The 22,299-nt window shown below is 38.2% G+C and carries 19 protein-coding genes and 1 pseudogene; 8 read left to right on the top strand and 12 right to left on the bottom strand.

Features of this window, described 5'->3' with window-relative positions:
- Positions 1-231 precede the first annotated feature (231 nt).
- The gene (locus V7122_RS18300; protein ID WP_335355605.1) at positions 232-639 is read right to left on the bottom strand and encodes a DoxX family protein; all 408 of its coding nucleotides are present in this window, start codon (positions 637-639) and stop codon (positions 232-234) included.
- 63 nt (positions 640-702) lie between these two features.
- On the bottom strand, positions 703-1,551 hold the full coding sequence (locus V7122_RS18295; RefSeq protein ID WP_335355606.1) for a VOC family protein: 849 nt from the start codon (positions 1,549-1,551) through the stop codon (positions 703-705).
- A gap of 189 nt (positions 1,552-1,740) precedes the next feature.
- On the opposite strand from V7122_RS18295, the gene V7122_RS18290 reads away from it, so the two are divergent.
- Positions 1,741-2,049 carry a winged helix-turn-helix transcriptional regulator gene (locus V7122_RS18290; protein ID WP_335348228.1) on the top strand — a complete coding sequence of 103 codons (309 nt, stop codon included), beginning with the start codon at positions 1,741-1,743 and terminating at the stop codon, positions 2,047-2,049.
- Positions 2,050-2,579: 530 nt separating this feature from the next.
- Here V7122_RS18290 and V7122_RS18285 read toward each other — a convergent pair.
- The 3 genes from V7122_RS18285 to V7122_RS18275 form a co-directional block, all read right to left on the bottom strand.
- On the bottom strand, positions 2,580-2,825 hold the full coding sequence (locus V7122_RS18285) for a hypothetical protein (protein WP_335528104.1): 246 nt from the start codon (positions 2,823-2,825) through the stop codon (positions 2,580-2,582).
- Between the two features lie 91 nt (positions 2,826-2,916).
- Positions 2,917-3,903 (bottom strand): aromatic ring-hydroxylating dioxygenase subunit alpha, encoded by a 987-nt coding sequence (locus V7122_RS18280; protein WP_335528102.1) that lies wholly within the window; start codon positions 3,901-3,903, stop codon positions 2,917-2,919.
- Between the two features lie 269 nt (positions 3,904-4,172).
- Positions 4,173-4,532 carry a Na-translocating system protein MpsC family protein gene (locus V7122_RS18275; protein WP_335354474.1) on the bottom strand — a complete coding sequence of 120 codons (360 nt, stop codon included), beginning with the start codon at positions 4,530-4,532 and terminating at the stop codon, positions 4,173-4,175.
- A 164-nt stretch (positions 4,533-4,696) separates the two neighbouring features.
- Between V7122_RS18275 and V7122_RS18270 the strand changes: the two genes are divergently transcribed.
- Together V7122_RS18270 and V7122_RS18265 are read left to right on the top strand one after the other, a co-directional pair.
- Positions 4,697-5,389, top strand: coding sequence for an IS4 family transposase (locus V7122_RS18270; RefSeq protein WP_438824795.1), 693 nt, complete (start codon positions 4,697-4,699; stop codon positions 5,387-5,389).
- Positions 5,386-5,586, top strand: a complete 201-nt coding sequence (locus V7122_RS18265) for a hypothetical protein (RefSeq protein WP_335348232.1) — start codon at positions 5,386-5,388, stop codon at positions 5,584-5,586. Before V7122_RS18270 ends, V7122_RS18265 begins: the two co-directional genes overlap by 4 nt.
- A gap of 216 nt (positions 5,587-5,802) precedes the next feature.
- On the opposite strand, the gene V7122_RS18260 is transcribed toward V7122_RS18265, so the two are convergent.
- Entirely contained in the window at positions 5,803-6,162 is a 360-nt protein-coding gene (locus V7122_RS18260) for a winged helix-turn-helix transcriptional regulator (RefSeq protein ID WP_335348233.1), read from the bottom strand.
- A gap of 219 nt (positions 6,163-6,381) precedes the next feature.
- Here V7122_RS18260 and fdhA point away from each other — a divergent pair, with 219 nt between their 5' ends.
- Entirely contained in the window at positions 6,382-7,596 is a 1,215-nt protein-coding gene (gene fdhA, locus V7122_RS18255; protein WP_335528094.1) for a formaldehyde dehydrogenase, glutathione-independent, read from the top strand.
- A gap of 128 nt (positions 7,597-7,724) precedes the next feature.
- A complete protein-coding gene (locus V7122_RS18250; RefSeq protein WP_335528091.1) occupies positions 7,725-8,144 on the top strand; it encodes a GlcG/HbpS family heme-binding protein in 420 nt (139 codons plus the stop codon).
- Between the two features lie 1,206 nt (positions 8,145-9,350).
- Here V7122_RS18250 and V7122_RS18245 read toward each other — a convergent pair.
- Complete coding sequence (locus V7122_RS18245) at positions 9,351-10,325, bottom strand: aromatic ring-hydroxylating dioxygenase subunit alpha (RefSeq protein ID WP_335354040.1); 975 nt, start codon at positions 10,323-10,325, stop codon at positions 9,351-9,353.
- Positions 10,326-10,815: 490 nt separating this feature from the next.
- Between V7122_RS18245 and V7122_RS18240 the strand changes: the two genes are divergently transcribed.
- Complete coding sequence (locus V7122_RS18240; RefSeq protein WP_335346451.1) at positions 10,816-12,159, top strand: uracil-xanthine permease family protein; 1,344 nt, start codon at positions 10,816-10,818, stop codon at positions 12,157-12,159.
- A 110-nt stretch (positions 12,160-12,269) separates the two neighbouring features.
- Here V7122_RS18240 and V7122_RS18235 read toward each other — a convergent pair.
- The 5 genes and pseudogenes from V7122_RS18235 to V7122_RS25810 form a co-directional block, all read right to left on the bottom strand.
- Positions 12,270-13,175, bottom strand: a pseudogene (locus V7122_RS18235) (transposase); the annotation flags it as partial.
- Positions 13,176-13,246: 71 nt separating this feature from the next.
- The gene (locus V7122_RS18230; protein WP_335354039.1) at positions 13,247-14,818 is read right to left on the bottom strand and encodes a SagB family peptide dehydrogenase; all 1,572 of its coding nucleotides are present in this window, start codon (positions 14,816-14,818) and stop codon (positions 13,247-13,249) included.
- 23 nt (positions 14,819-14,841) lie between these two features.
- Positions 14,842-16,782 (bottom strand): TOMM precursor leader peptide-binding protein, encoded by a 1,941-nt coding sequence (locus V7122_RS18225; protein WP_335528088.1) that lies wholly within the window; start codon positions 16,780-16,782, stop codon positions 14,842-14,844.
- On the bottom strand, positions 16,782-18,743 hold the full coding sequence (locus tag V7122_RS18220; protein WP_335488822.1) for a putative thiazole-containing bacteriocin maturation protein: 1,962 nt from the start codon (positions 18,741-18,743) through the stop codon (positions 16,782-16,784). The genes V7122_RS18225 and V7122_RS18220 overlap by 1 nt, the downstream gene beginning before the upstream one ends.
- Positions 18,744-19,091: 348 nt before the next feature.
- Complete coding sequence (locus V7122_RS25810) at positions 19,092-19,367, bottom strand: heterocycloanthracin/sonorensin family bacteriocin (RefSeq protein ID WP_438824040.1); 276 nt, start codon at positions 19,365-19,367, stop codon at positions 19,092-19,094.
- A 529-nt stretch (positions 19,368-19,896) separates the two neighbouring features.
- On the opposite strand from V7122_RS25810, the gene V7122_RS18210 reads away from it, so the two are divergent.
- Together V7122_RS18210 and V7122_RS18205 are read left to right on the top strand one after the other, a co-directional pair.
- Positions 19,897-20,283 carry a PucR family transcriptional regulator gene (locus V7122_RS18210; protein WP_335528085.1) on the top strand — a complete coding sequence of 129 codons (387 nt, stop codon included), beginning with the start codon at positions 19,897-19,899 and terminating at the stop codon, positions 20,281-20,283.
- Between the two features lie 836 nt (positions 20,284-21,119).
- On the top strand, positions 21,120-21,833 hold the full coding sequence (locus V7122_RS18205) for a hypothetical protein (RefSeq protein WP_335528082.1): 714 nt from the start codon (positions 21,120-21,122) through the stop codon (positions 21,831-21,833).
- Positions 21,834-22,299 lie beyond the last annotated feature (466 nt).

Here is a 22,299-nt window from a genome sequence, read left to right as displayed (position 1 = left end):
ATTATTACTGTTGAGATCATAATAGGATTAGTTTACTAAAAAACAAGATTAGGAACATAATAACTGTAAAAATATTCTTTCCATTGGAAAAAGAAGTGTTTTCGTAGTTTGTCAGTATGAAAAATTAAAGGCTGCATCCCTTATAGAAGGTATGCAGCCTGCTGTCATTCAGTTAAGAATTGTAAATTCTCACTGAGATTAATCTATTTGTTTTTTAGCACTAATTTTTTATTAATTCGTATTTTCCTTTGAAGATCCGAAAAGCTTATTATCCAATGAAAACAATTGGCTTCCATTAATAACAAGTACAACTGCCATTGCTAATAATGCTAAATCTAATTCATACCCTCCTGGTGCGATAAAACCAACAGATAATTTTGCTGTAAAGATAGCGCCAAGCATCACTAAAGCAATTAATGCTGAGATAAGCTTAGTTCCAATTCCTAAAAGTAAGGCAATTCCTCCAACAAGCTCAATAACAGAAACAACATAACCTAAAAAGCCCATAATTCCAATACTTTCAAACCAGCCTGCTACATTACCAAGACCCATTTGAAATTTAGCTACACCATGAATTAAAAAAGTTACCCCTAAAACTATACGAAGAATTAACATACTCCAACCATTTTTTTGTTTCATTATTTATTCTCCTATTCCTATGATTTTTTTAATTTATTTAGATTAATAAATTTTAGCTAATAATTAAACTTTCAAGCAAATACGGTTTCCAGAAGGATCTAAGGTAATGAAACATCCATTTTCTTCAATGACGGAAGCCCCAATATTCCTCAGCTGATTGATAATATTATTTCTTTTTTCCTCATTTGAAAGCATTAAAGTAAATGATTCAAGTCCAACACTATTAGGAGAAGGTGTAGGTGCACCTACGCCATTCCAAGTATTTAAACCAATATGGTGATGGTATTTACCATCCGCAATGAATAGTGCTTGAGTGCCATATCGGTTTACAACTTCAAATCCGAGTCCTTTGATATAAAACTCTTCTGTCTTTTTTAATTCGGATACATGCAAATGAATGTGTCCCATAACGGTGCCAGCAGGTAGACCTTTCCATGATTGCTGTTTACCTCCAGCTAGAAGATCTACAAAATTTAATGGATCAACCGCCATTTCCACTTCACTGTTCCCCCAGTTCCATTCGGAAGGATCACGGTCTGTATAGATTTCAATTCCATTTCCATCTGGATCAGATAAGTAAAGGGCTTCACTCACAAGATGGTCTGAAGAACCAAACTGCAATCCTATTTCCATAAAGTGGTGCACAATTTTAGCTAAATCAGAGCGTCTAGGCAGAAGAAGTGCAAAGTGATATAATCCCGTAGTTCTTCCTTGTTTAGGAATTACGTCATTGGGTTGTTGAATTGATAATAATACTGTCTTTCCATCCGCACTCAAGTTAGCGGATCTTTCACTTTTTTCTAAAACTTTAAAGCCGATTACTTCTTGATAAAATGCTAACGACCGCTCTAAATTTTGTACCTTTAAGTTAACTTGACCTACGAATGTAATAGGTTCATGATGAAAATTCATTTTAGTTGCCTCCTTCGTTATTTATTTTGTTCTTAACGAACAAATTGTTTTTAACACACAATTCGTCTGTTAGTTACTTTATGTAAGTTAGTATATTATTATAATTAAAGAAAGTCAAGTAAGTTATTTATAAAATATAATTTAATTATTTATAAATATGTTTATAATATTAGTCAGGAGTTGATGTAATTGAAAAAGTCGATTTGTCCTAGATTTGAAACAGCTATGGGGTTATTGAGCCAAAGGTGGACTGGAATGATTATCTACCAGTTATTATTAGGTCCGCAGCGTTTTTGTACGATTGAATCTTCAGTGGGTGTAAGTGGCAGAGTGCTGTCAGAGAGGTTAAAGGAATTGGAGAACAGCGGAATAGTTAAACGAGAAGTTTATCCAGAAACCCCTGTTCGAATTGAATATTCGTTAACAGAAAAAGGTTTAGGCTTGGAACCACTTATGAGAAATATAGAAAAATGGTCACAAGAATGGTTAGACGCTTAATTGTAAACCCTATTGAACTTAAGAATTTATAAAAAAAGGATGCACTAGGTAAATTTTTTACCCATTGTATCCTTTTTTACTATTGAATAAGTTTAGTAGTTTTGTTTTATCAATAAGTGCACAAAAAAAGTCACCTTCAATTGAATGAAAGTGACTTTTTGAATGATCTGAGAGGGATTTGAACCCCCGACCCCTACCCTTTCAAAATCAATTCTGAAAAAAATATGGGTAATTTAAGACAAACTGAATTAATTAAATGTTGTTAAATCAACGTTTGTTGTATAAATTAATAAATCTAGATAAATTAAATACAATCGAAAAAATTAAGTATGTGCAATTAATGTGCAATCTTGTTTTAAAGGAAAAATATATGGTCAAAATTAGATAGACACTAATTTCCCATAAAAAAGTCTTTTTTCAACTTGCAATAACTATTATATAACCATATATTTGGCAGCGTAAAGGTGGGGGTTCTAGCCCAGCGCTTATGGAGTGGTCTATTTTTATTGTTCCATAAAAGCGGCTTCAATTTAACTAACCCATTTACAATCTTCCGGCCGCTTATCAAATAAAAACCCCTTAAACGACACCGTTCTAAGATAATGCAAATCTCTTCGTTCAAGATATTGAATCCGGCAACAAAGTCTTGGTTCAATCCATTGCATCTTCTTATCTTTTACCGTGTGAATTTGCCTAGCAATTTCCAAGAAAGCAGTTTTTTCTTCCGGACTAATTCCACAATCCACCATTCCTACCCGATGAGGATGACTTACCATATTTTTCAACTACCCCATTATTTCTTTATTAAGTTGCTGGCGCGGCATTTGAAGGCTACGCCCGGACATTCGATTTTTTTATTACTTGTAGTTAAGCCGTGCCAATAGTGATACCCAACTCATTCAACCATTTGCGATAGGCAATCGACATTTGGTCACACCTCAAACTCAATTCCGCTTGCAGATCAAGCGGCAACTCTTCCGGCTTCTGCCCTTCCAGAATTTCTATGTCCTGACTCATTGTCAGGTCTTGGAACTTTTCATACTCCTCATCTGGAACGTTGTGGGCAAAATTGCGGGAGATGACGCAGAACGCCTGCGCTTTATGCTTCTCCATTTGATTTACTGTAATCATAATCGAGATAATATCGCCTGTTACCGAATTGGTCTTACGCAAGCGTGCGGTAAACGGACGCAAGGCCTCTTTGACAATGTAGTTTTTCGCTTCTTTACCGCTTGCATCAGAATTGGGTTGCAGAATCAGCACATCTTCGGTGCAAGGCCAGCCTTTCTCCATGTGTACCTTATATTCTGGCACTTTCGGCTCAGACGGATCGCCTATCAATCCTCTATGGACGAACATCAAATGGGCAAAATCCATGAAGTTTTCGAGAATCCTTGGGGCCATCGCCTCGATAATATATGGACCGCTCTGCACCGTTCGGAATGCGGGATTATTAGACTCTTCAAACGGTGGCACTCCCACTATTGGCTCACCCATGTTCACCCAGACCAATCCATGCTTTATTTCACAATGAAATACTTTCGCCAGCGCCTTTAGTGGGATAGCTTTTTCCGGTTGTGCTGGAATGCAGACACAGTTTCCTTTTGAGTTGTATTGCCAGCCGTGGTATGGGCAAACCAGTCGGTCTTTCTCCACATACCCACCTTTGGAGAACATCGCCCCGCGATGGATACACAAATCCTTCCACGCATGTACCCCTTCACTGTTGCGGAAAATCACTACGCGCTCACCTAAAACTTTTATCCCTACTGGTTTGTCGGTCAATTGGGATTCACGCATCACCGCATACCACTCATTAATCAATACCGGATCAAACATTTTTTCTGCTGTCATCTTATACAACCTCCCTATTTTTCGAAAAGTTCACTGCATCACATGTGTTCATCTTGTTTTGCATCTCTTTCTCTCCTTTTTGCTGCTCACCCCTTTCCAAGACACAATAAAAAGCCGTAGAATAAAAAGGATTAGTTTCCCTTTTCTCTTCTACGGCTTCATACTCCCCGTTAGACAGTTCGCACGCGACCGAATTTATCATCTAGATAAGACGGCCCGCAAATATCAGTGCACATATGTTGGCTATCGTATCCATTGCATGTATGCAATTATGGTAATGGATTCTCTCTGTAAACCGTTGTGACCGCCAACTCCATTTTGGGGTCGTAGTCCATCAGCACAGTAGAGATGTTCAAATCAACTTCGTTCTCCAACTGCTCTTTTAGTAAAATCTTGAACTCTGACACAATCGCATTGTCCATTTGTTTGACCAGCTCTGGATGGTTTTTGGTCAAGACCTCCAGCGTTGGCAAGCGCTTGTGTTCGCTAAAGTAAATAATTTTGTCTTGATAAATCTCAATTTTTTGTTTTCGTACTCCCAGACCAAAAATCTCCTGATTGACTTGGTTATACACCTTCATCAAATTGGTCCGCAGAACGCTGGTTTGAGAGCTTGACACTGCTTCCACGAACCCCCCTTGCTCTTTTCTTTAGTTAATAGTATAGCAATTCATTAACAATTGTCAATATAATTCTACTATTTTGATTTATCAATCAATTTAACCGATGAAGGATTTTTTCCATGTCTATCAAACCAAATTCCTGGGCTTCTTAACAACAACTCACATCAAAAGTGGTTCGTTTTTTAAAGGAACAACGTATCGGAGCGTTGTTAAAGCAATCCAATTTTTACAAGGATTCCGTTTTTACCTGCCTTGAATTGCTCAAGTTTATTTTTCTGTTGGTGTTTAGCAATAAGAATCTCTATCAGACTTTACAAAAGGAAGATTCAACTGACCGTCCCGGAAAGGATACAGTTTATCGCTTCCTCAATTCCAGTCGCTACAATTGGCGAAAGTTCTTACTAGTTCTTAGCTGTGGTTTGATTCAGACAAAGGTCGATCCATTAACAGAAAAAGATCGTGTCAAGGTCCTTATTTTTTATGACTCCCTATTTTCATGTGCTCGTAGCATACCAATAGAACTTTTAGCCAATGTGCATGATTATACGAAGAACAGGTATGTTCGTGGGTTTCGTATGCTTACCTTAGGCTGGTCAGACGGGAATACGTTTGTTCCGCTCTGCTTTTCCTTGCTCGGTTTCCATAAGAAAAGCAATCATTACGTTGAAATGAATGATAGTATTGACAAACGAACTGCCGGATACCAGCGCAGAAAAGAGGCGATCAAGAAATCTTCGGAAACTTTGCAAGCTCTTCTAAAACAAGCCCTAAAACCGGATGCACAGGCTTCTTATGTCCTGTTTGACAGCTGGTTTAACTTCCTGGTGACCATCCTAAGAGTACTAGAGCAGGATGTGCAATGAGTAGGTTGGTTGATAATTATTATTTTTTTAGAGAAAGAATTAATTTATTCAATGCTACGTTAATTGGCGTTACAGGACGTTGGAGCAGTGTCTCAAGAACATTACTATCGACTCCTAAAAAACTATCACGAACACCAGCTTTTGTAGCTGTTAACATAGGATTCATTATTTCTGGTATATCTACATCTTTTAAATAGGCTGCCTAAATAAAGATACAGTCAGGAAAACACCGTTTACAACGATATTGATTACAAATAATAAAATCCAATCTCTCAGTGTTCACTAATGAGAAATTGGGATTTATTCACTTATCGAGCCCTGATTGTGGTAGATGCTCTAATGCAATCTAAATGTTACCTATTATTGTTTATTCTCTTCATGATTTCTTTTATGAAAAATATTATATACCTTCTCTATTTAGAGAAGGATTTTATATTTTGTTTCCCCCAATCGTACATCTTTAAAATGACAGGCATTAAACTTTGGCCTAATTCTGTTAATGAATATTCCACTCTTGGTGGAACTTCAGGGAATACTTTCCGATGAACAATACCATCTTCCTCTAATTCTCTAATCTGAGTTGTCAATACCTTGTGTGTGATTTTTGGAAATAGACGCTTAATTTCGCTGAATCGTAAAGTACCATCAGTTCCTAAATAGTAAATAATCGTTATTTTCCACTTGCCGCTAATAAGGGATAATGTCAATTCTTTTTCACAATTAAATTCTCCATTTTTTAATTTCTTCCTTACTTCCCTCCGTAAATCATCCATTAATTAACCTCCACTTCCCTGCAGTCTAAAAGTATCCTTTTAGTAACCTTCTCACAAAAAAGTGCGTTCTTCCATAAAAAAGGTTTATTTTTTAGAATAAATTTAAGATAGGGAATATTAAGATTTGAAATTTTAATAAAATTAGGGTGGAACATCCTAAAAACACTCTATCGAAATGATAACCTAAATCGTAAGCTAAGTAGAATGGAGGACGGAAGAATGGCAGGAAATAGAGCAGTAGTTTACAGGGGTGCAGGACGTGTAGCCGTTGAAGATATTAGCTACCCAGATTTGATCCTAAGAGACGGACCGGGAGTAAATCCTTTAAATGTCGGCCGTAAGTGTGAACATGGGGTTATTCTTAAAGTTGTTACGACCAATATTTGTGGTAGTGATCAGCATATGGTTCGCGGTCGGACGACTGCTCCTTCGGGACTTGTTCTCGGTCATGAGATCACGGGTGAAGTCATTGAGGTAGGACGCGATGTTGAATTTTTAAAAAAAGGAGATCTTGTATCTGTTCCATTTAATATTGCTTGTGGCCGTTGCCGTAGTTGTAAAGAACGCAACACTCACATTTGCGAGAACGTTAACCCTGATCGTCCCGGCTCCGCTTATGGTTATGTGGATATGGGCGGTTGGGTCGGAGGCCAATCCGAGTATGTAATGGTACCATATGCAGACTTTCAATTATTGAAATTTCCAGATAAAGAACAAGCCATGGAAAAAATTCTTGATTTAACAATGCTTTCCGATATCTTTCCAACTGGTTATCACGGTGCGGTAAGCGCTGGTGTGAAGCCTGGTTCTACCGTATATGTTGCTGGAGCCGGACCTGTTGGCTTGGCTGCTGCCCATTCTGCGCAACTTCTTGGCGCCTCTGTTGTTATCGTTGGTGACTTGAATAGCGAGCGGCTTGCCCAAGCTAGAAGCTTCGGCTGTGAAACGGTAAACCTAAAAGAATATCCAAATCTTGGAGAACAAATCGAACAAATTTTAGGCATTCCCGAAGTGGATTGCGCAATTGACTGCGTCGGTTTTGAAGCCCATGGACATGGTGCAGGAGCCGGTGAAGCTCCAGCAACTGTATTAAACTCAATTATGGATGTAACACGTGCCGGAGGACGGCTTGGTATTCCAGGTCTGTATGTTACTGGTGATCCGGGAGCGATCGATGATGATGCGAAAATCGGTACATTGAAGGTCCGTTTGGGGCTCGGCTGGGCCAAAGCACATACCTTTGTGACGGGTCAAACACCGGTTATGAACTATCACCGTGACTTAATGATGGCTATCCTAAGCGGAAAAGCGCAAATCGCTAAAGCTGTAAATGCAACGCTGATTTCATTGGATCAAGCACCAGCAGCATATGCCGAATTTGATCAGGGTGCTTCCAAGAAATTTGTTATTGACCCCCACGGATTTTTCAAATAAATAAAGTCTGTCAGAAGCATTCTCTAAAATCAGTGAGTAAATTTTGAGACAAAAGGCATTTTTTAAGTAAAAAAAAATGTATTTACTAATCCCTGTTATCTAATAAAAAAATTAGGAGGTTCATTAAGATGAGCAAAATCACATTAGATCTAGCCAAAGAAATTATTGCAGGTGCTGAAGAAGAAGCAAAAAGAATTGGGGTTTCCATGGTTATCTCAGTAGTGGATGAGGGTGGAAATCTAATTGCTACTCACCGAATGGATGATGCTTGGTTAGCTAGCATCGAAATTGCCCAAAATAAGGCCTGGACGTCTGTTGCGTTAAAAATGCCTTCTGCAAACTTAGCCGATGCGACGGTTCCTGCAGCTGAGCTTTATGGTTTAAATACAACAAACAGTGGACGTCTTGTCGTTTTCGGCGGAGGAATCCCTCTAGTCAATGATGGAAAAGTGGTTGGTGCTGTGGGTGTTAGCGGCAGTACGGTTCCCCATGATGTTCATGTTGCAGAGGCTGCTGTTAAAGTATTTAACAATAAGGTATCTCTATAATATTTTTTAGAATTAATTGGTGTTTTACTATTTTGTTGACAAACTGTGTTTCAAGTATTCAATGGGTATAGATTGTACCAGATTTTTTATCCAAATGAATAAAAGAATCCATTTTGAAAAATCATTTGATTAAAATGGATTCTTACCCAGCAGATTTAAGTTTAGTTTTAATAAAATAGTTTGACCATTTTCTACCTGTATTACTTAACAATCTCACCCTTTCATATTATAAGGTCAGCCAGAAAATATTTCTGGTTGACCATTTTTTATATGGATATATGATAACAGTAGCCGGGGTAGAACGTACGCGCCATTGGGACATCATCCTTAAGAAACTTGGTACGAGCGTTCCCGGGGCGAATAGATCCCGGAGGAATCAGCACTGGTTGGCAGTCGCCGGTTCGATGCCGGCAACTGCCAATAGAAAAGCTCCATAGGTTCCAGCTTCCTGCAGCTTTAACGAGATGGAGCTTACCGGTTTTCTTGCGCAGCCAACTTTTGAGGGTTCGATGCCCCCAAAAGCCTCATTTCTTTCTGAGTAAAAAAATAGGGATTACCCATCCTACATTGCTATCAATTCTTCCAATTCTATTAGAATGGCTTCCATCCATTCTTCCGCCTCTTAAGAGGATTCAATATACTCTATTAATCGGTCATACGGATTTTTCTCCTTTTCATCTAGGAACCATATTGGCGTGCCAAATTGACTGTCTACACCAACGAGACAATTTAGTCCGTAAATGCATCGATATTTTTGCTCGTTATTTATTATTTTGCATTCTTAAAATAATCTTTTTGCAAAATATATCAATCACTTAGGTCCTGACCCATAAGCAGCTGATTGCGCTCTTTCTCTAACTTCTCTTGGAGCCATTTAAATACCAAGATTAACAATTCACTCTTTGAGGTAAAGTAATTCTAAAAAGTCCCTCTGGAAATTCCCCTGCAACCTAAAATATCTTGAATGGACGTCGCTTGAAAATCTTTTTCGATAAATAAATAATGAGCAGTATCGATGACATGCTGTTTTTGTTTGTTCATTTTTAATCACCGATTTTAGACTATATGTATAATTACTCATTCTTTCCCAATTTATTAATGAAGACAATTATGATAAAAATCATAATTCCTTTTACGTTCATATTAAGAAACGACAAAAAATAAAACCCATCACTATCTGAAATGATGAGTTTCGCCATTTTTCTATTAAGCTGTACCTAATACAACACCAAACTCTTTCAAATACTGTCTGTAAGCAATACTCATTCGATCACAGATAAGGGAAAGTTCAACTTGAAGATCAAGCGGAAGTTCCTCCGGTTTTTGGTTTTCTACTACCGGTTTATCTTGAGCGAAAATTTCATTTTGAAACTTGACTATTTCTTCATCGGTTAAACCAGTTTCGTAATCAAAGGAAAGGATTCCATAAGCTACGGATTCATTTTCATTAACTGGTCTGACAGTTAGAACAATTGTCATTTCTGTGTTATTTTCATGGTCTCTTTTTGTAAATTTGACCGTTAAAGGGCGCATAATTTCATACGTGTAGTATACGTATTTTGGTTTTCCAGATCCATCCGGATCAGGCTGATAGATGGGAATCTCATCGGTATAGATTCTGCCATTTTCTTTATGAACAAAGTAATTTTGAATCACACGATGGCTTGCTGCGCCAAGATATCCCTCATGAAGGACAGCTAAATGTCCTACATCGAGAAAGTTTTCGATGATTCGCGGCGGCTTAGCCTGAACCTCCTGCGGTCCCCAAATCACATTACGGAAAGCAGTGCCTTCCATTTCTTCATATCGAAAAAACTCCGGGTTATTATTCGCTAAATTCACCCAAACAAATCCGTATTTTTCCATACAGGCATATGACTCAGCTTTTGCTTTTTTTGGGATTGCTCTTCCTTCAGGCAGTTGAGGAATGCTCACACATTCACCGTCGTGGTTATATTCCCAGCCATGATAAGGACATACAATACAATCATTTTTCACCTCGCCAAGCGACAAAGCCGCCCCCCTATGGATACATAAATCTCTAAAAGCATGGACCCCTTCACTATTTCTAAAAATGGCTAAGCGTTCTCCCATCAGAATAATCTGAATTGGCTTTTCCTTTACATCTTCAGAACGGCATGTCACAATCCAGTCCTCCAGCAAAACTTTATCTTGAATCATCTTATCTCCCCCTCATATGTAATTATTACAATGGTTTTCGTTCAGTTCGTAATTGATATGCCTATCCTTTTAAAAATTGCAGTTACAATTTTACCTAAAGAAGATTTTTACAGTACTCCAGATTGGGCGAACAATATTTTATCTTATTGGATCACAGTTGGAGCAATGGCTAGAGTTAGCCTAAATTTAATTATTCCAAATAAAAAGAGAAAATACGCGATCGATACAATCCAGTTAAGAAAATTACTAATACGTAATAGTTTGAAATAATTAAATAGATTGGGATTTTTTGAGAGATTAATCATTCAACAAATTTGATCTCTCTTTTTTCAGTTCTTAATTATTATTATTAAGAGAATATGGCAAGTATTCAGTAAAAATCACAAACATCAATTTTTATTTTAAATATTCTAAATTTTTAAATTAATAGCGTATTTATTTTAAACAAGCTGAATAGCTTAATAACACAATATTTTAAGGGGGACACCGAATGGACAAAAAACCAGAAAATGGGATTATTATCGGTGTAGATGATAGGATTGGCTATGGCAAAGCCTTTGTCCTTGGTTTACAGCATGTTCTGGCAATGGATTTGTATATTGCTCCTATCATTATCGCTGGCCTTCTTGCCTTAAGTACAGAAAATACCTCTTTCTTCATTCAAATGTGTTTTCTTGGAACAGGCATTGCCACATTAATTCAGACTGGTGCAGGAATTAAGCTGCCAGTTGTACAGGGGCCTTCATATGTGCCTATTGGAGCCATTGCCGCAATCGGCGGGAAACTAGGGCTTGGTGCCATCGCAGGAAGTTTAATTCCTGGGGCAATCATTATTGCAGTAATCGGATATCCATTAAAATGGTTTGCAAAAGCTGTTAGAAAGTTTATTCCGCCTCTTGTTGGCGGGACAGTTATCATTATTGTAGGAATTGCCTTAATGCCTATTGGCCTTAATAACATTTATCATTCACCAGGGAACATCGGGGAAAACATTCTTGTCGCGGCAGTTTCCGCGGGAGTTTTAATTTCTTGCATGCTTCTTGGCCCCAGGTTAAAAGGGATCGGAACATTTTTTCGTTTAGTTTCTGTCATCATAGCCATTGCTGTCGGAACGATGACTGCAAGTTTATTTGGCAGTGTTGATTTTTCACCTGTTAGGGATGCAAGCTGGTTCTCGTTTCCATCCCTCCTTCCATTTGGAAGTCCTGTATTTGATGTAAGCGCCATCATAACGATGGTATTCGTCTATTTAATCATTTTAATTGAAACAACTGGAACATGGTTTGTCGTTTCGACGGTTACGGGGAAAGAGCTTGATGAAAAGCGATTAAATAGGGCTTCTTTTGGTGAGGGTCTTGGCTGCTTTGTTGGTGCATTAGTTGGTAGTACACCAATGACTGGCTACTCATCTAATGCCGGGCTTTTGGCAATCACTGGTGTTGCGAGTAGATTAGTAATCATGGCTAGTGGAGTGATTTTAATTTGCCTAGGTCTCGTACCAAAGCTTTCTACAGCAATTACTTGCATACCGGAGCCTGTCATAAACGGGGTTTTTGGAATTGTTTGTGTTGCGATTGTTGCAAATGGCATAAAGGTGATTCAGCCAATTATAATTGATGACCGCAATATGATCATCATCGGAATGCCTATCTTATTAACAATAGCCGTTTCAATCCTGCCTAAAGAGGTTCTATATAGTACTCCTGATTGGGCAAATTATATTTTATCCTCTGGGATTACAGTAGGGGCCTTAGCTACTGTTATTTTAAATTTGGTCATCCCTACAAGAAAAGAAAAACCGAAAGAAGAACCTGTTGCGGTAGACTCTGTTTAGGAATTAAATTTGATGAGGCTGGGACAAAACTAGCTTCTATATTTGAAATAAGTGAAATCGCAATGCAGATTTCACTTTTCTCATTTTATTTCACAATATGGGGCAAGATCTTACACTTTTGCCCCATATTTTCTTAAATTGACGGCCATTAATCCGAGACTCATTTCGTTTTCAACCTTTGACTTTCCTTGAACAGAAAATCGAGTGAAACCTAAATTAGCCTTCAAGAACCCAAAAACTGGTTCTACATCGATTTTATGTTGAAGGTAAATTGAACCTGTTTTTTCTTCTGAAGGCTTGTTTCGTACATATTCTTTTTTTGCTCCCATTTCTCGTTTACTATGAGCTTACGGTTTGTACCTTCTTGCACTTTTGTACAAAACTTTCGCAATGGGCAACCTGTACAGTCTTCACATGCATAGATTTTAAATTGGCGCTGAAATCCTGTTTTATCTGTACGTACTGAATTGTATTGAAATGTATTGAAATGTAAGTTGCTTCTCATTCTGACACGTGTACGTATCACTTGTTCCATTATAAGCCCAGTTACTTGTTTTAAACGTTTTGAAATTTTCTTTTCTGCTCGTTTAAGTAGTGATTGAATGTAATCAATTGCGTTCTTTTACGCTTCGAAAGAATATCTTCATTATTCTGTTCACTGCCGTAACCGGCATCCGCCACGATATGTTCCGGTAATTCAAAGTACTGTTCTTCGATTTGGTCAAGAAATGATGTCAATGTTTTCGTATCCGTTGGGTTAGCGAAAACACCGTACGCTAATGTGTATTGTCCTTCTGTTGCGATTTGTACATTAAAGCCAGGTTTTAGTTGTCCATTTTGCATGTAATCGTCTTTCATTCGCATAAATGTTGCATCTTTGTCTGTTTTCGAATAACTGTTACGTGTGCCGAAACCTCAAAATCCTTTTCGTACTTCTGTTTGCGTGTGATCCAGTCATACACTTGCTTCACAATTTGTTTCGGCGTTTTTCGTTCACTACGTAATGAAAGCCGTTGAAATTTTACTCGTCGTAAAATTTCAACGGCTTTTTAGATGTCAGAGGTGGGTTTTGTCCCAGCCTCCACTTCTAGCTATTCAAACTTCCTTTTAACCAGACGCGGGGAAGGTATGGACCGACAGGGATTTGTATAAGGCTTGTTTTTTCTTTCGAATTGACTCCGTAAAGTTCATCACTTTGGTTCGAGTCGAATCCTAATAGTGGGTGTCCCCCCATCTCTAGGGCACATGCTGTCAAGAGTAGCCTTTGCAGAAGTATACCTGCTTCCATCTGTTGAATTCTGTATCCTCTATAGCCCAGTTCCTTTTTGAGGTGGTCCTTCTCTCCAACTACATGCAGACAGAGCGGTACCTGAAACAGATTTACAATTGGCGTTGTTAAACAATTTTGCATATACTCCCGGAAATCCCCCTTAGATATTCTCCGAAGTGCATGAGCACTTATATCATAGGCATAAGCACCATCTTGAACACCTTCCACGTTATAAAAAGTGCCATACAAATTTAAACCAGTCTCAAGATTCCCCTGTGTGTTGTTAAGGTCTTTTTGATATGAAAATGAAAAAGTCTCTTTTAACAAAGTAGATACTTTTGTTTGACTGACTTTCCCTATCATAAAATCAATATCAGGAGAGTGCCGCTCTCTGCAAACAGATGCGAGATCGTATGAAATTGCCTCCGTAAATGGCAGCATGATTAACTCTGAACCTAATGCAGTGTTAAGAGGATTATCTTTTTTTATGTTCACAAATGAATGTGTTGTCTCCAACATTGAGGCTTCATTGATCTCTTTCAGTAATGGGTAATCAATAACTCTCTTTGAACGGTTATATGTTACATGCTTGAGCAATGGAACTTCTCTGGACAATTCCTTTGCAGAAATATTTTTTTCTAGATTAAATTGATCCACATTATAAATAGATAATGGAATCACAGCATATACACTTTCATCCTGTTCAGATAGCCCAAGCAAATGATTGATAGGGCGATCCAAAAATTGGTAACATACCTGTGTTGAGAACCCCGTCCTACCCGCCACTTCCAACGATTGCCCAATTAGCACGCCTGCATCTAACCCTTGTAACCTGTATGAGAAATTATTGTATTTATAAAAGTTTTTCCAAAAAACCGTCGATACAAAAACAGTACCAAAACAGTCTGAAAGATTATAACGATTTCCAAGACTTCTGGATAGGTAGGAATCATAGTTGCCTTCTCGCAACAATAATAGGCGATGGTGTGCAACATCGTAATGGTAAACTCCCTCTGGTACATCCTCCAACTTTAAGTACACATATAATTCATTTGGATACAACGCTCCGCCAGAGGGAACAAATCTGCGAAACAACTGGGCGTAGCTTACATCAGCTTTTTCCCCTATGCCCTCAATGAAAGCAGTTTGAGAGTATCGAGTAAGACCATATACATACCATAAATAATGACCAAACTCCTCCAGGCTGGGTATTGAATTAGCTTCTCTCCCTTTGAGAGTTAACGGTATATCTGCGGTAAGTGGAATCTCTGGTAAGCCACGGTACAGTTTATAGGGAAGTGGTGCGTCTTCCCAATCCGGTTGCCAATCTGGCGAAAGAAGTTTATCAGTGTCAAAATGCAAATTGTATAGGAATGTATCTAGATCCAACTGAAACCCTCCTACTCTTGCAGTTATGGAAAAGGGTGGGGATATGGATTCAACTGTTCATATGTTAACGGATGGTTTTTAAACCCGAGTTTTACAGGTACGTTTAGTACACGTTCAAGACCTTTTATACGTGTAAGGTGATGTCCAAATGTCATTGGCAGCATTCCAGGAATTATTACCTTTACACAAACTAAACCGTTCCTTTTGGTTATAGGAGATGTTTGGTCAACCACAATGACTTCCAAGTCTAATCTTCGGAACCTATTTAGAATATCCTCAACATCATCCTTCAAATCAGCATTCACCGGCGGGCATTTAAATTCCTCATCAAATGTACGTAAAGGGCGATTCTCATCCAATAAAAAGCTTAAGTTCTCCTCCGCTTCTCTTAGTCCGTATAGCATGCCATGGTCCTCCATGGTACGCACAGCAAACGGATCCTGTAACATCGCTTCATATTTCTGTCGATTATTCTCCAATATTTCGTCATGCCTAAACATCATTCCTGCAAGCTCGTAAATCGCACTTTTTACTGCCTTTACAGGATCAGGATTAGCTGCGCCTGCACAAATAAGATTTGTACCCTTGGATCTTCTGTTTTTTGCCACTGCCCAAACGCTCGGAATTTCATGTTCCATCGTCGAATTGTAAAAATGCAGGTCATAACCAGCCACCTCATTTATGCGGCTAACCATCAACTGCAATTCTTTATCGTTCGCAGAACTAAGGTCAAGACGTGGAAGGGGGAGTTGTGCATACCAGGTTAATAAGAATGAGTCTCGCTCGACGATCTCCATAATAGCATGGAAAATGGCCTCCTCTATAGTCCCTCCTAAAGCACAACCGTTGGAAGTCTCATAAACAAATCCCTCTCCGTATCCCAAACTGTAATAGGCCAGTAACTCCGGAACAAGAATAGGGCGTTCTTGTAAAAATGAATATCCCCAGACCCAATTCATTGGTTTATCAGGATGAAATGGTTCAAATGGAAAATGTGGCTTTGAATACTGCTCCTTCTCATGCAAACCTACCTTTGCAGGATTTAGTGCTTTATCCGCCAAATTTTGATAACTATCACGAACTACCTTCCTTTTCCCGCGAGGTTCGATTCCGCAATATCTCTCCAAACCCTCTAAAATGGCAGTTAGCTCACTCATTTCATAGGAATTAGACCTACCTGCTACTCCCTCGTCCCCATCAAACAACGGCATGTTCACTAAAACATCAGCGAACGGCAGCCTGGAATCCTGCATTTTCCCATTCATGATCCCAGTACGATAATCCAGATAATTTTGGACTAGCACGTTTTTTAATTCATCTATCGAACGGCATCGGTAACCAGAAGGCTCCAATTTAGGACTAGCTTCTAACCTGATTTTCGCTAATTCAGCTGTGTCTTTAGGTAATGGACTGCACATTGGGCACAACGGATCTGGCAAGAAAAAATGGCTGGAGATCGTTAACGTTTTCAGATTTGTTATTATTACCCGTTCTCCTAAGAAGCTTTGTTCTCCTTGAATTATCTTCATCACTTCGTTGCTAATCAAGATCGCCATTTGCGATAGTCCGGTTCGTGATGCCCATGCATCACGAAGTAAACCTTCTCCTATTGCCATTTTCACCCGAAGTCCCAACATCTCTTTGCGATCAGGTCCAGCTAACAATAGTCGTATGTCAGCACAATGAGAACACCCCGGTACATCAGGGCGTACAAATGGACCAATAATTCCCTCACCAAACGAAACGAAACCCCGAAGCCACGGAATACCTAAGGCCCTTAACCTCTCTTCCGCTTTTTGATGAACGGATGGTTTCCAGGTATCGTGCAGCACAAGAACTAATTCTGTATTTTCGGGAACCTCTTCAAGAATGCTTTGGCGCCTAACAAGATAGTTTGGGGACAATTGCTCATAGACATATTCCGCTAATAAACCCTCACCATCTATAAGTATATAAGCAGCCATTAGTATCCCCCCTCTTGAACCTGAACACCAAACACCCCTGCCAGCTCTTGTTTTAAAAACGGCTCAAAGGCTAAGTCATAGATTACTAGCCGCATGCGGTTCCGGTTTAATACCTGAATAGAAGATTGTAATAGCTCCTGAGACGTCATTTCATCACAAGATGGGATATCCAGTTTGCTTTCGTTTTCTCCCAGAAAAACTGTTGACTCCATCTCTTGCTTTACTGTGGAATTCACTTGGTTTTGAGCATCCAAAAGCGATTGTTCCAATGCATTTCGTAATGCCAATGTTGTATTTAAACCTGCGCTTTTGTGCCAACGGCCATTCGACCTTACCCATACCACTGGGAAACCTAGTACATCCTCTTTTAAACCAATTGTTGGAGCACCATTTAAGGTGGTCAGGGCATTATAATAAAATCTGCATCGCTTATCTTCTAGGGCTCCCAACTTCATACGATAAACCGCACTCTGCTGATCGACCTTTCTTTTTTTCAATTCTTCATCTAAATATACTTGAAGGCCTCTACAAACAGACTCTGCGATTGTTTCTCCAGCACCGATGCCTATAAATTCCTCAGGTATGTTCGCACCCACCTTATTTTTCTTATGATTGTATCCCAGATCGTGGAAATTCATCATTTGTGAAACATACATTTCAATGCCCGTAAGCCCAGCCTCTTTTTTTGCTTCCTCATGTGATAGTCCAGCACAGACAACTTCAGGAAGCAGCTCTGCCGGTCCCTCTGAAAAGGGGTTAACTGCTTGAACATAGCACTGTGCAAGTGGAAGTTGGGGTAAATTTCGTTCCTCCCAGGTATGGAAAATTCCTATTTCTTCTGACGTTAGTCTACTGAAATACTCTAAGAGGTCACTCGATGGTTCATTTCTGTCCGTTTCTTGTTTGAGGCGTAAATCAAAATCCTCCACCAGTCTTAGAGTATCACGTTTAGACGTACCCAATGGATGTGGGATGAAGTACAGCCAGTCTCCTTCGAGGGTCTCAAGATCAAGCATATAAATTTGATGACTCTCATTAGAATCTGCAATCCCTGTAGCCCTTTTGAAAAATTCAAATACAGAAACATTTGCCAGAATCGATCCCGCTGTTGAAGAGAAGGATTGAGGCTGAAGATCTTTTTTTAAGGCTGAGTGATGGATTCTGCGCCATGCAGACTCCCAACATCCATCTGTATCTGGTTGATCAAATGGGCCGGATAGCCCCACCTGATCTAAATAGATGGATGGCATAAATGCCTTCTTTTCTTCTTTGCAAACCAGATTAAGGTCCCTTAGCTCATTTATATTGCCATCCTGCGAGACGTATAGAATCCAATCATAAGGCTGAATTGCTTCTCTCCAGAAACTGCTCCCCGCGTCTTTATGAAAGGGTACTTCCTTTATCTCGACTTCGGAATCAGTCTTACGTGCATTTTGCACCAGTTCATGTAGCCTCTGCCAATTAGTTGGAATGGAATCTGTGACCATGACATTTAATTTGGGCAGACCTGATTCGATTAACGCGGAAACCAATGAAACCATAAAGGGGCCAGAGCCAACAGCCAGAACTTTCGCCTGACGGTATTCTTGAAAATGGTACGCACCAGATTCCATAAAATTCTCTATAAATTCGATTTGTGAAGCATACTTTTCAAGAATGTTTCGATTCAATTGATGGGGATCCTCTTTGCTTAGATCCCGAACAAAACCATTGTTGTGCAACGTTTCTCCAATTTCGTACACCCTTTCCCGATAAGGGGCAGTTAATCCATTTGTTAATTCTCCCATTGTATGTTCCCCATTGAACATTGGAAGTAATTTTTCAATCCATTGAAAGATTGTATTGCCTTCCATACGGAATGAACTTAAGTTGTTTCTAAAATACACACCACCATTTGGATCTGGAATAAAGAAAGTATCCCTTTTGGCCTTCAGACGTGAGGACGAGTCCAGTTTTTTCATTCAGCTCCTCCTTATTCATAATCGTACTAATTATTCACTATCAGTTTATGTACGATTTTTTGTCCAATATGATAAAAAGAAAAGCGGAAGCACCCTGTTCAACGGCGTATGGCCTGGAGCGCTCAAATTAGATAAAGGAAACACGAAGGAGCCGGAGGCGCATTCGTGCTTGACTTATCGTAGCGAGAAGAGCGAAGGGCGCTAGAGCTGGACAATTCTCAAAGTTATATACTTTCTTTAAATTTAAGAAGTGCCCCAGCAAATTACGCAGGGGCATTTTTGATTCACAATATTAATTTTTTCTTTAGGAAATTACCAGGCGCCAAACAGCTCAAACTGCCAAAACAATTAAATAAAACCGAAACAGCTAAACCCGAGACCAAAGCCGAAACAACTGAAACCGAAGCAGCCACCACAGCCTCCACAGCCTCCACAGCCAAAGCAGCCAAAACCACCACAACGAAATCCTCCACAACGGAAGCCTCCACAGCCACCGCAACGGAATCCACAGCCTCCACAACGCCTGCTCATCATGTGCAGGTCCTGACTCTGAATGTCCATAGGAACTAACTGACCAACTTGATAAGGGTCGATTCCCAACCCTTGCAGCTCATTTTGAAACATTTTGTTTTTTCCCTCCCCATTGTCTTTAATTATTTGGGCTAAACTTGTATAGAGAGTTGAAAAGTCAATGCCAGTTCTGTGTAAACGAAATCATTCGATACGATGTGTACTCTCTTCAACAAAATATGCTTTTTTTAGGTCTCTGTTACTAAACAAAGAGCCTATTTTGCGTTGAAGCATTTTAATATGTTGCTAAAATAATATTTATGGTTGATGCCTATATTCAGTCCGCATATTTTTTTGCCTTATATTTAGTTGGTCCTTAAATCTACTTCCTAGCCTTAAATATTCAGTACAAAAAAATTCTCTCCACTTTACGAGCAGAGAGAATTTTTTACACACAACCCCATCATCATTCCCTTAAAACTTGAAGTGAAAGCACTCAACATGTGACGAGTTGATAGTCCATATAGATTTATCAGTATATTGGAGTAAATAAGTTAACAAAACTACATTCGTATTTACTACCTGAAAACAAACAACGAAACTTACACTTATATTTGGAGGAATTAAATCTGAGTGGAATTCCTTGGATAAGAGTTATCAAGATTCAAAATCATTATTATCAATAGTGCGGAATCTAAAATCTGAAGGTGGAGTATATTTCGCAGATGAATTGAGGCGTGAATTAATGCTTTATCAAGGGATTAACCCTGAACAAGCTAATGAACTTCGCAGTGCTATTCTACCAGATGAATATTTTTCAAAACGGGGCGAAATACTTTATGAGACGTTAAAATGCCTAGCAAAAAATGAATATAATAGAGAGAAAGCTGCCGAAATTCTACATATTCACCGTAGTACATTACGATATCGAATTGAAAGACTTGAAGAATTTTTACAATGCCGTTTATCCTCCTCCAGATGTCAATTTTGGATTCAAATTGCACTTGACCTAGAATCGTTTAAGCCTTAGTTTTACAGTGAAAAATCAATAGGACAGTTATCTTTAAGACGATTATAATTTTCTAAAAGGAATGTACACATGAAATAATTGGGAAGTTTCCTTTAATTCAACCACTGGAATCGTCCCTTTTTATCCTATCTTGTGATCTTCGTTTAGAAAGGCCTTCTTTCAATGTTAGTTCAGTGACACTTCTCCGACCTTACATTTTTTTACAACATTTTCTATTAGAACCCAATTAGTTGAATAGATGTTATCCCGGTAAACCGTACCTCAAACACCTAATCCTCTCTACAGTCTTGTTTACGTATTCGTTATTAACAACGACTACGTCTAATAAGGAACAGCATTTCTAATTGTTAAGTTATTACTAAAGGACTTTACGATGCTTGGCAGACCGTTTTGAAAATATTAATTTACTTAGACGTACTCATATTATGAAAAATAAATTCCGTCTCTATTGATGAATAAAGTTTGTTTTCACAAAAAGATCCTTGATATTCATATTCTAACATTATATATTTAAGGCTGGAAATATGGGTATATTTTACCACCCTAATTTTCCCACTACTAATATATGGAGGTAATATAATTTTGGGCATAATTTATATTATTATCATTTTGATTACCGTGTACATAGCAACAAAAAAGAACAGGAATCCTATACTTTGGCTAATTGGATCTATTCTGTTGCCACCTGCAGCTATTATAGCAGTTTTTATAGTAAAACCTCTACCAAAAATTGCAACTGAAAATAAACAAATCAAGAATTTACGGACAAATTTAATAAATATACTATTAATATAAAATGGTTTGAAAAATACAAGTCACCATTGGTTGTGATTGTAATGACTGGACTATTTGCCATTGCTGGATTCACCTTTAAGGTTATGTACTTATCATTCCTTAGCGATAATGGATCAATTGATGAAGCGGTTAAACTTCTTTTGTTTTACCAAATAAAGGGGAAACCTTTAGATTTAGAGAGTATAACCTCTGTTGCAAAAATGTTACATTATAGCTCGAATTCAGCTGGATACGCTCTGGAAAGTATATTTGTGCAAGATACTACTAGAAGTGCACTTCTTTTTGGTTTTATAGGTTTTATTCTATCTTTTTTGGTAATACCAGGAAACCTAAAAAATAAATTCAGTGACTCTAGTCAATCTGTTTTCCCAAAAATTCTTAATTTTATTTTTACTTGGAGAAAAGACATTGTTTTTTCATTAGTTATTATTTTACTTGCAGGATACTTATCTGGAATGGCTGGCTATTATTTTAAACAATTTTCTATAAATCAAGATAAAGCAGTTTACTACCAACAGAAATTTAAAGAGCAATATGGGGAAGACCGCTATCCAGAGGTAGAGCCTTACGTTTCTTCATTTTTAAAAGGTGAGTATTATATCGTTGATGGGGCAACACTTTATGAATCAGAATTAACTAAAGGCAAAACTAAAATTTTTGGCTATTTACTTGGGATTATTCTAGTATTATATAGAAATCGATCAAAGATTGTAAACATGATCAATATTGATAAAAAGCTTGCTAAAGCCAACTAAGGTAATAAATTTATAGGGCATTTTGGGGCAATGTCAAAATACAAAGTTTATAATTATAGTGACATGTGACAATGGTGATAATGACTTAGGTTATTATAACAGGATTAGTACAAGTTAGTTATTAACCTAGTTCCTCAGTAATTAATAAGGAACCCTGATAACAATAATAAAATATCTGGGTTTCTTTTTTCACTTGTAAATACTAAATTGAGATTTGGCCCAGCATTATTAAAGTCTTAAAGTATCACTTCTTGCGATTTCTAAAATTTCCTCTCTAAGACAGTAATTAATGCGAATAATTATGTGAAAATTCCCAAAAGAGTAATGTTACAATGTCGAAATAATTCAAAAAAATTTAATTATCCACTAAAGCCTAAAACATCCAATAGTAATTTCTTTCGAGAAAAGTGGCAACAATTCCATTAATTATAAGAGTTTATAGGAAGAGGATTTAATAATGCTGCTA

The organism is Bacillus sp. JJ1532 (genome assembly GCF_036965085.1).
Taxonomy (GTDB): Bacteria; Bacillota; Bacilli; order Bacillales; family Cytobacillaceae; genus Cytobacillus.
Note: the sequence above shows the minus strand (reverse complement) of the source record. Positions and strands in the feature narration are given on the sequence as shown.

Bases quoted from the DNA above. Each gene is read 5' to 3' on its own strand.
- V7122_RS18300 (WP_335355605.1), bottom strand. From the start codon at position 639: ATGAAACAAAAAAATGGTTGGAGTATGTTAATTCTTCGTATAGTTTTA.
- V7122_RS18295 (WP_335355606.1), bottom strand. From the start codon at position 1,551: ATGAATTTTCATCATGAACCTATTACATTCGTAGGTCAAGTTAACTTA.
- V7122_RS18285 (WP_335528104.1), bottom strand. From the start codon at position 2,825: ATGGTAAGTCATCCTCATCGGGTAGGAATGGTGGATTGTGGAATTAGT.
- V7122_RS18280 (WP_335528102.1), bottom strand. From the start codon at position 3,903: ATGACAGCAGAAAAAATGTTTGATCCGGTATTGATTAATGAGTGGTAT.
- V7122_RS18265 (WP_335348232.1), top strand. From the start codon at position 5,386: ATGAGTAGGTTGGTTGATAATTATTATTTTTTTAGAGAAAGAATTAAT.
- V7122_RS18260 (WP_335348233.1), bottom strand. From the start codon at position 6,162: ATGGATGATTTACGGAGGGAAGTAAGGAAGAAATTAAAAAATGGAGAA.
- fdhA (WP_335528094.1), top strand. From the start codon at position 6,382: ATGGCAGGAAATAGAGCAGTAGTTTACAGGGGTGCAGGACGTGTAGCC.
- V7122_RS18250 (WP_335528091.1), top strand. From the start codon at position 7,725: ATGAGCAAAATCACATTAGATCTAGCCAAAGAAATTATTGCAGGTGCT.
- V7122_RS18245 (WP_335354040.1), bottom strand. From the start codon at position 10,325: ATGATTCAAGATAAAGTTTTGCTGGAGGACTGGATTGTGACATGCCGT.
- V7122_RS18240 (WP_335346451.1), top strand. From the start codon at position 10,816: ATGGACAAAAAACCAGAAAATGGGATTATTATCGGTGTAGATGATAGG.
- V7122_RS18225 (WP_335528088.1), bottom strand. From the start codon at position 16,782: ATGGCTGCTTATATACTTATAGATGGTGAGGGTTTATTAGCGGAATAT.
- V7122_RS18220 (WP_335488822.1), bottom strand. From the start codon at position 18,743: ATGAAAAAACTGGACTCGTCCTCACGTCTGAAGGCCAAAAGGGATACT.
- V7122_RS25810 (WP_438824040.1), bottom strand. From the start codon at position 19,367: ATGTTTCAAAATGAGCTGCAAGGGTTGGGAATCGACCCTTATCAAGTT.
- V7122_RS18205 (WP_335528082.1), top strand. From the start codon at position 21,120: ATGACTGGACTATTTGCCATTGCTGGATTCACCTTTAAGGTTATGTAC.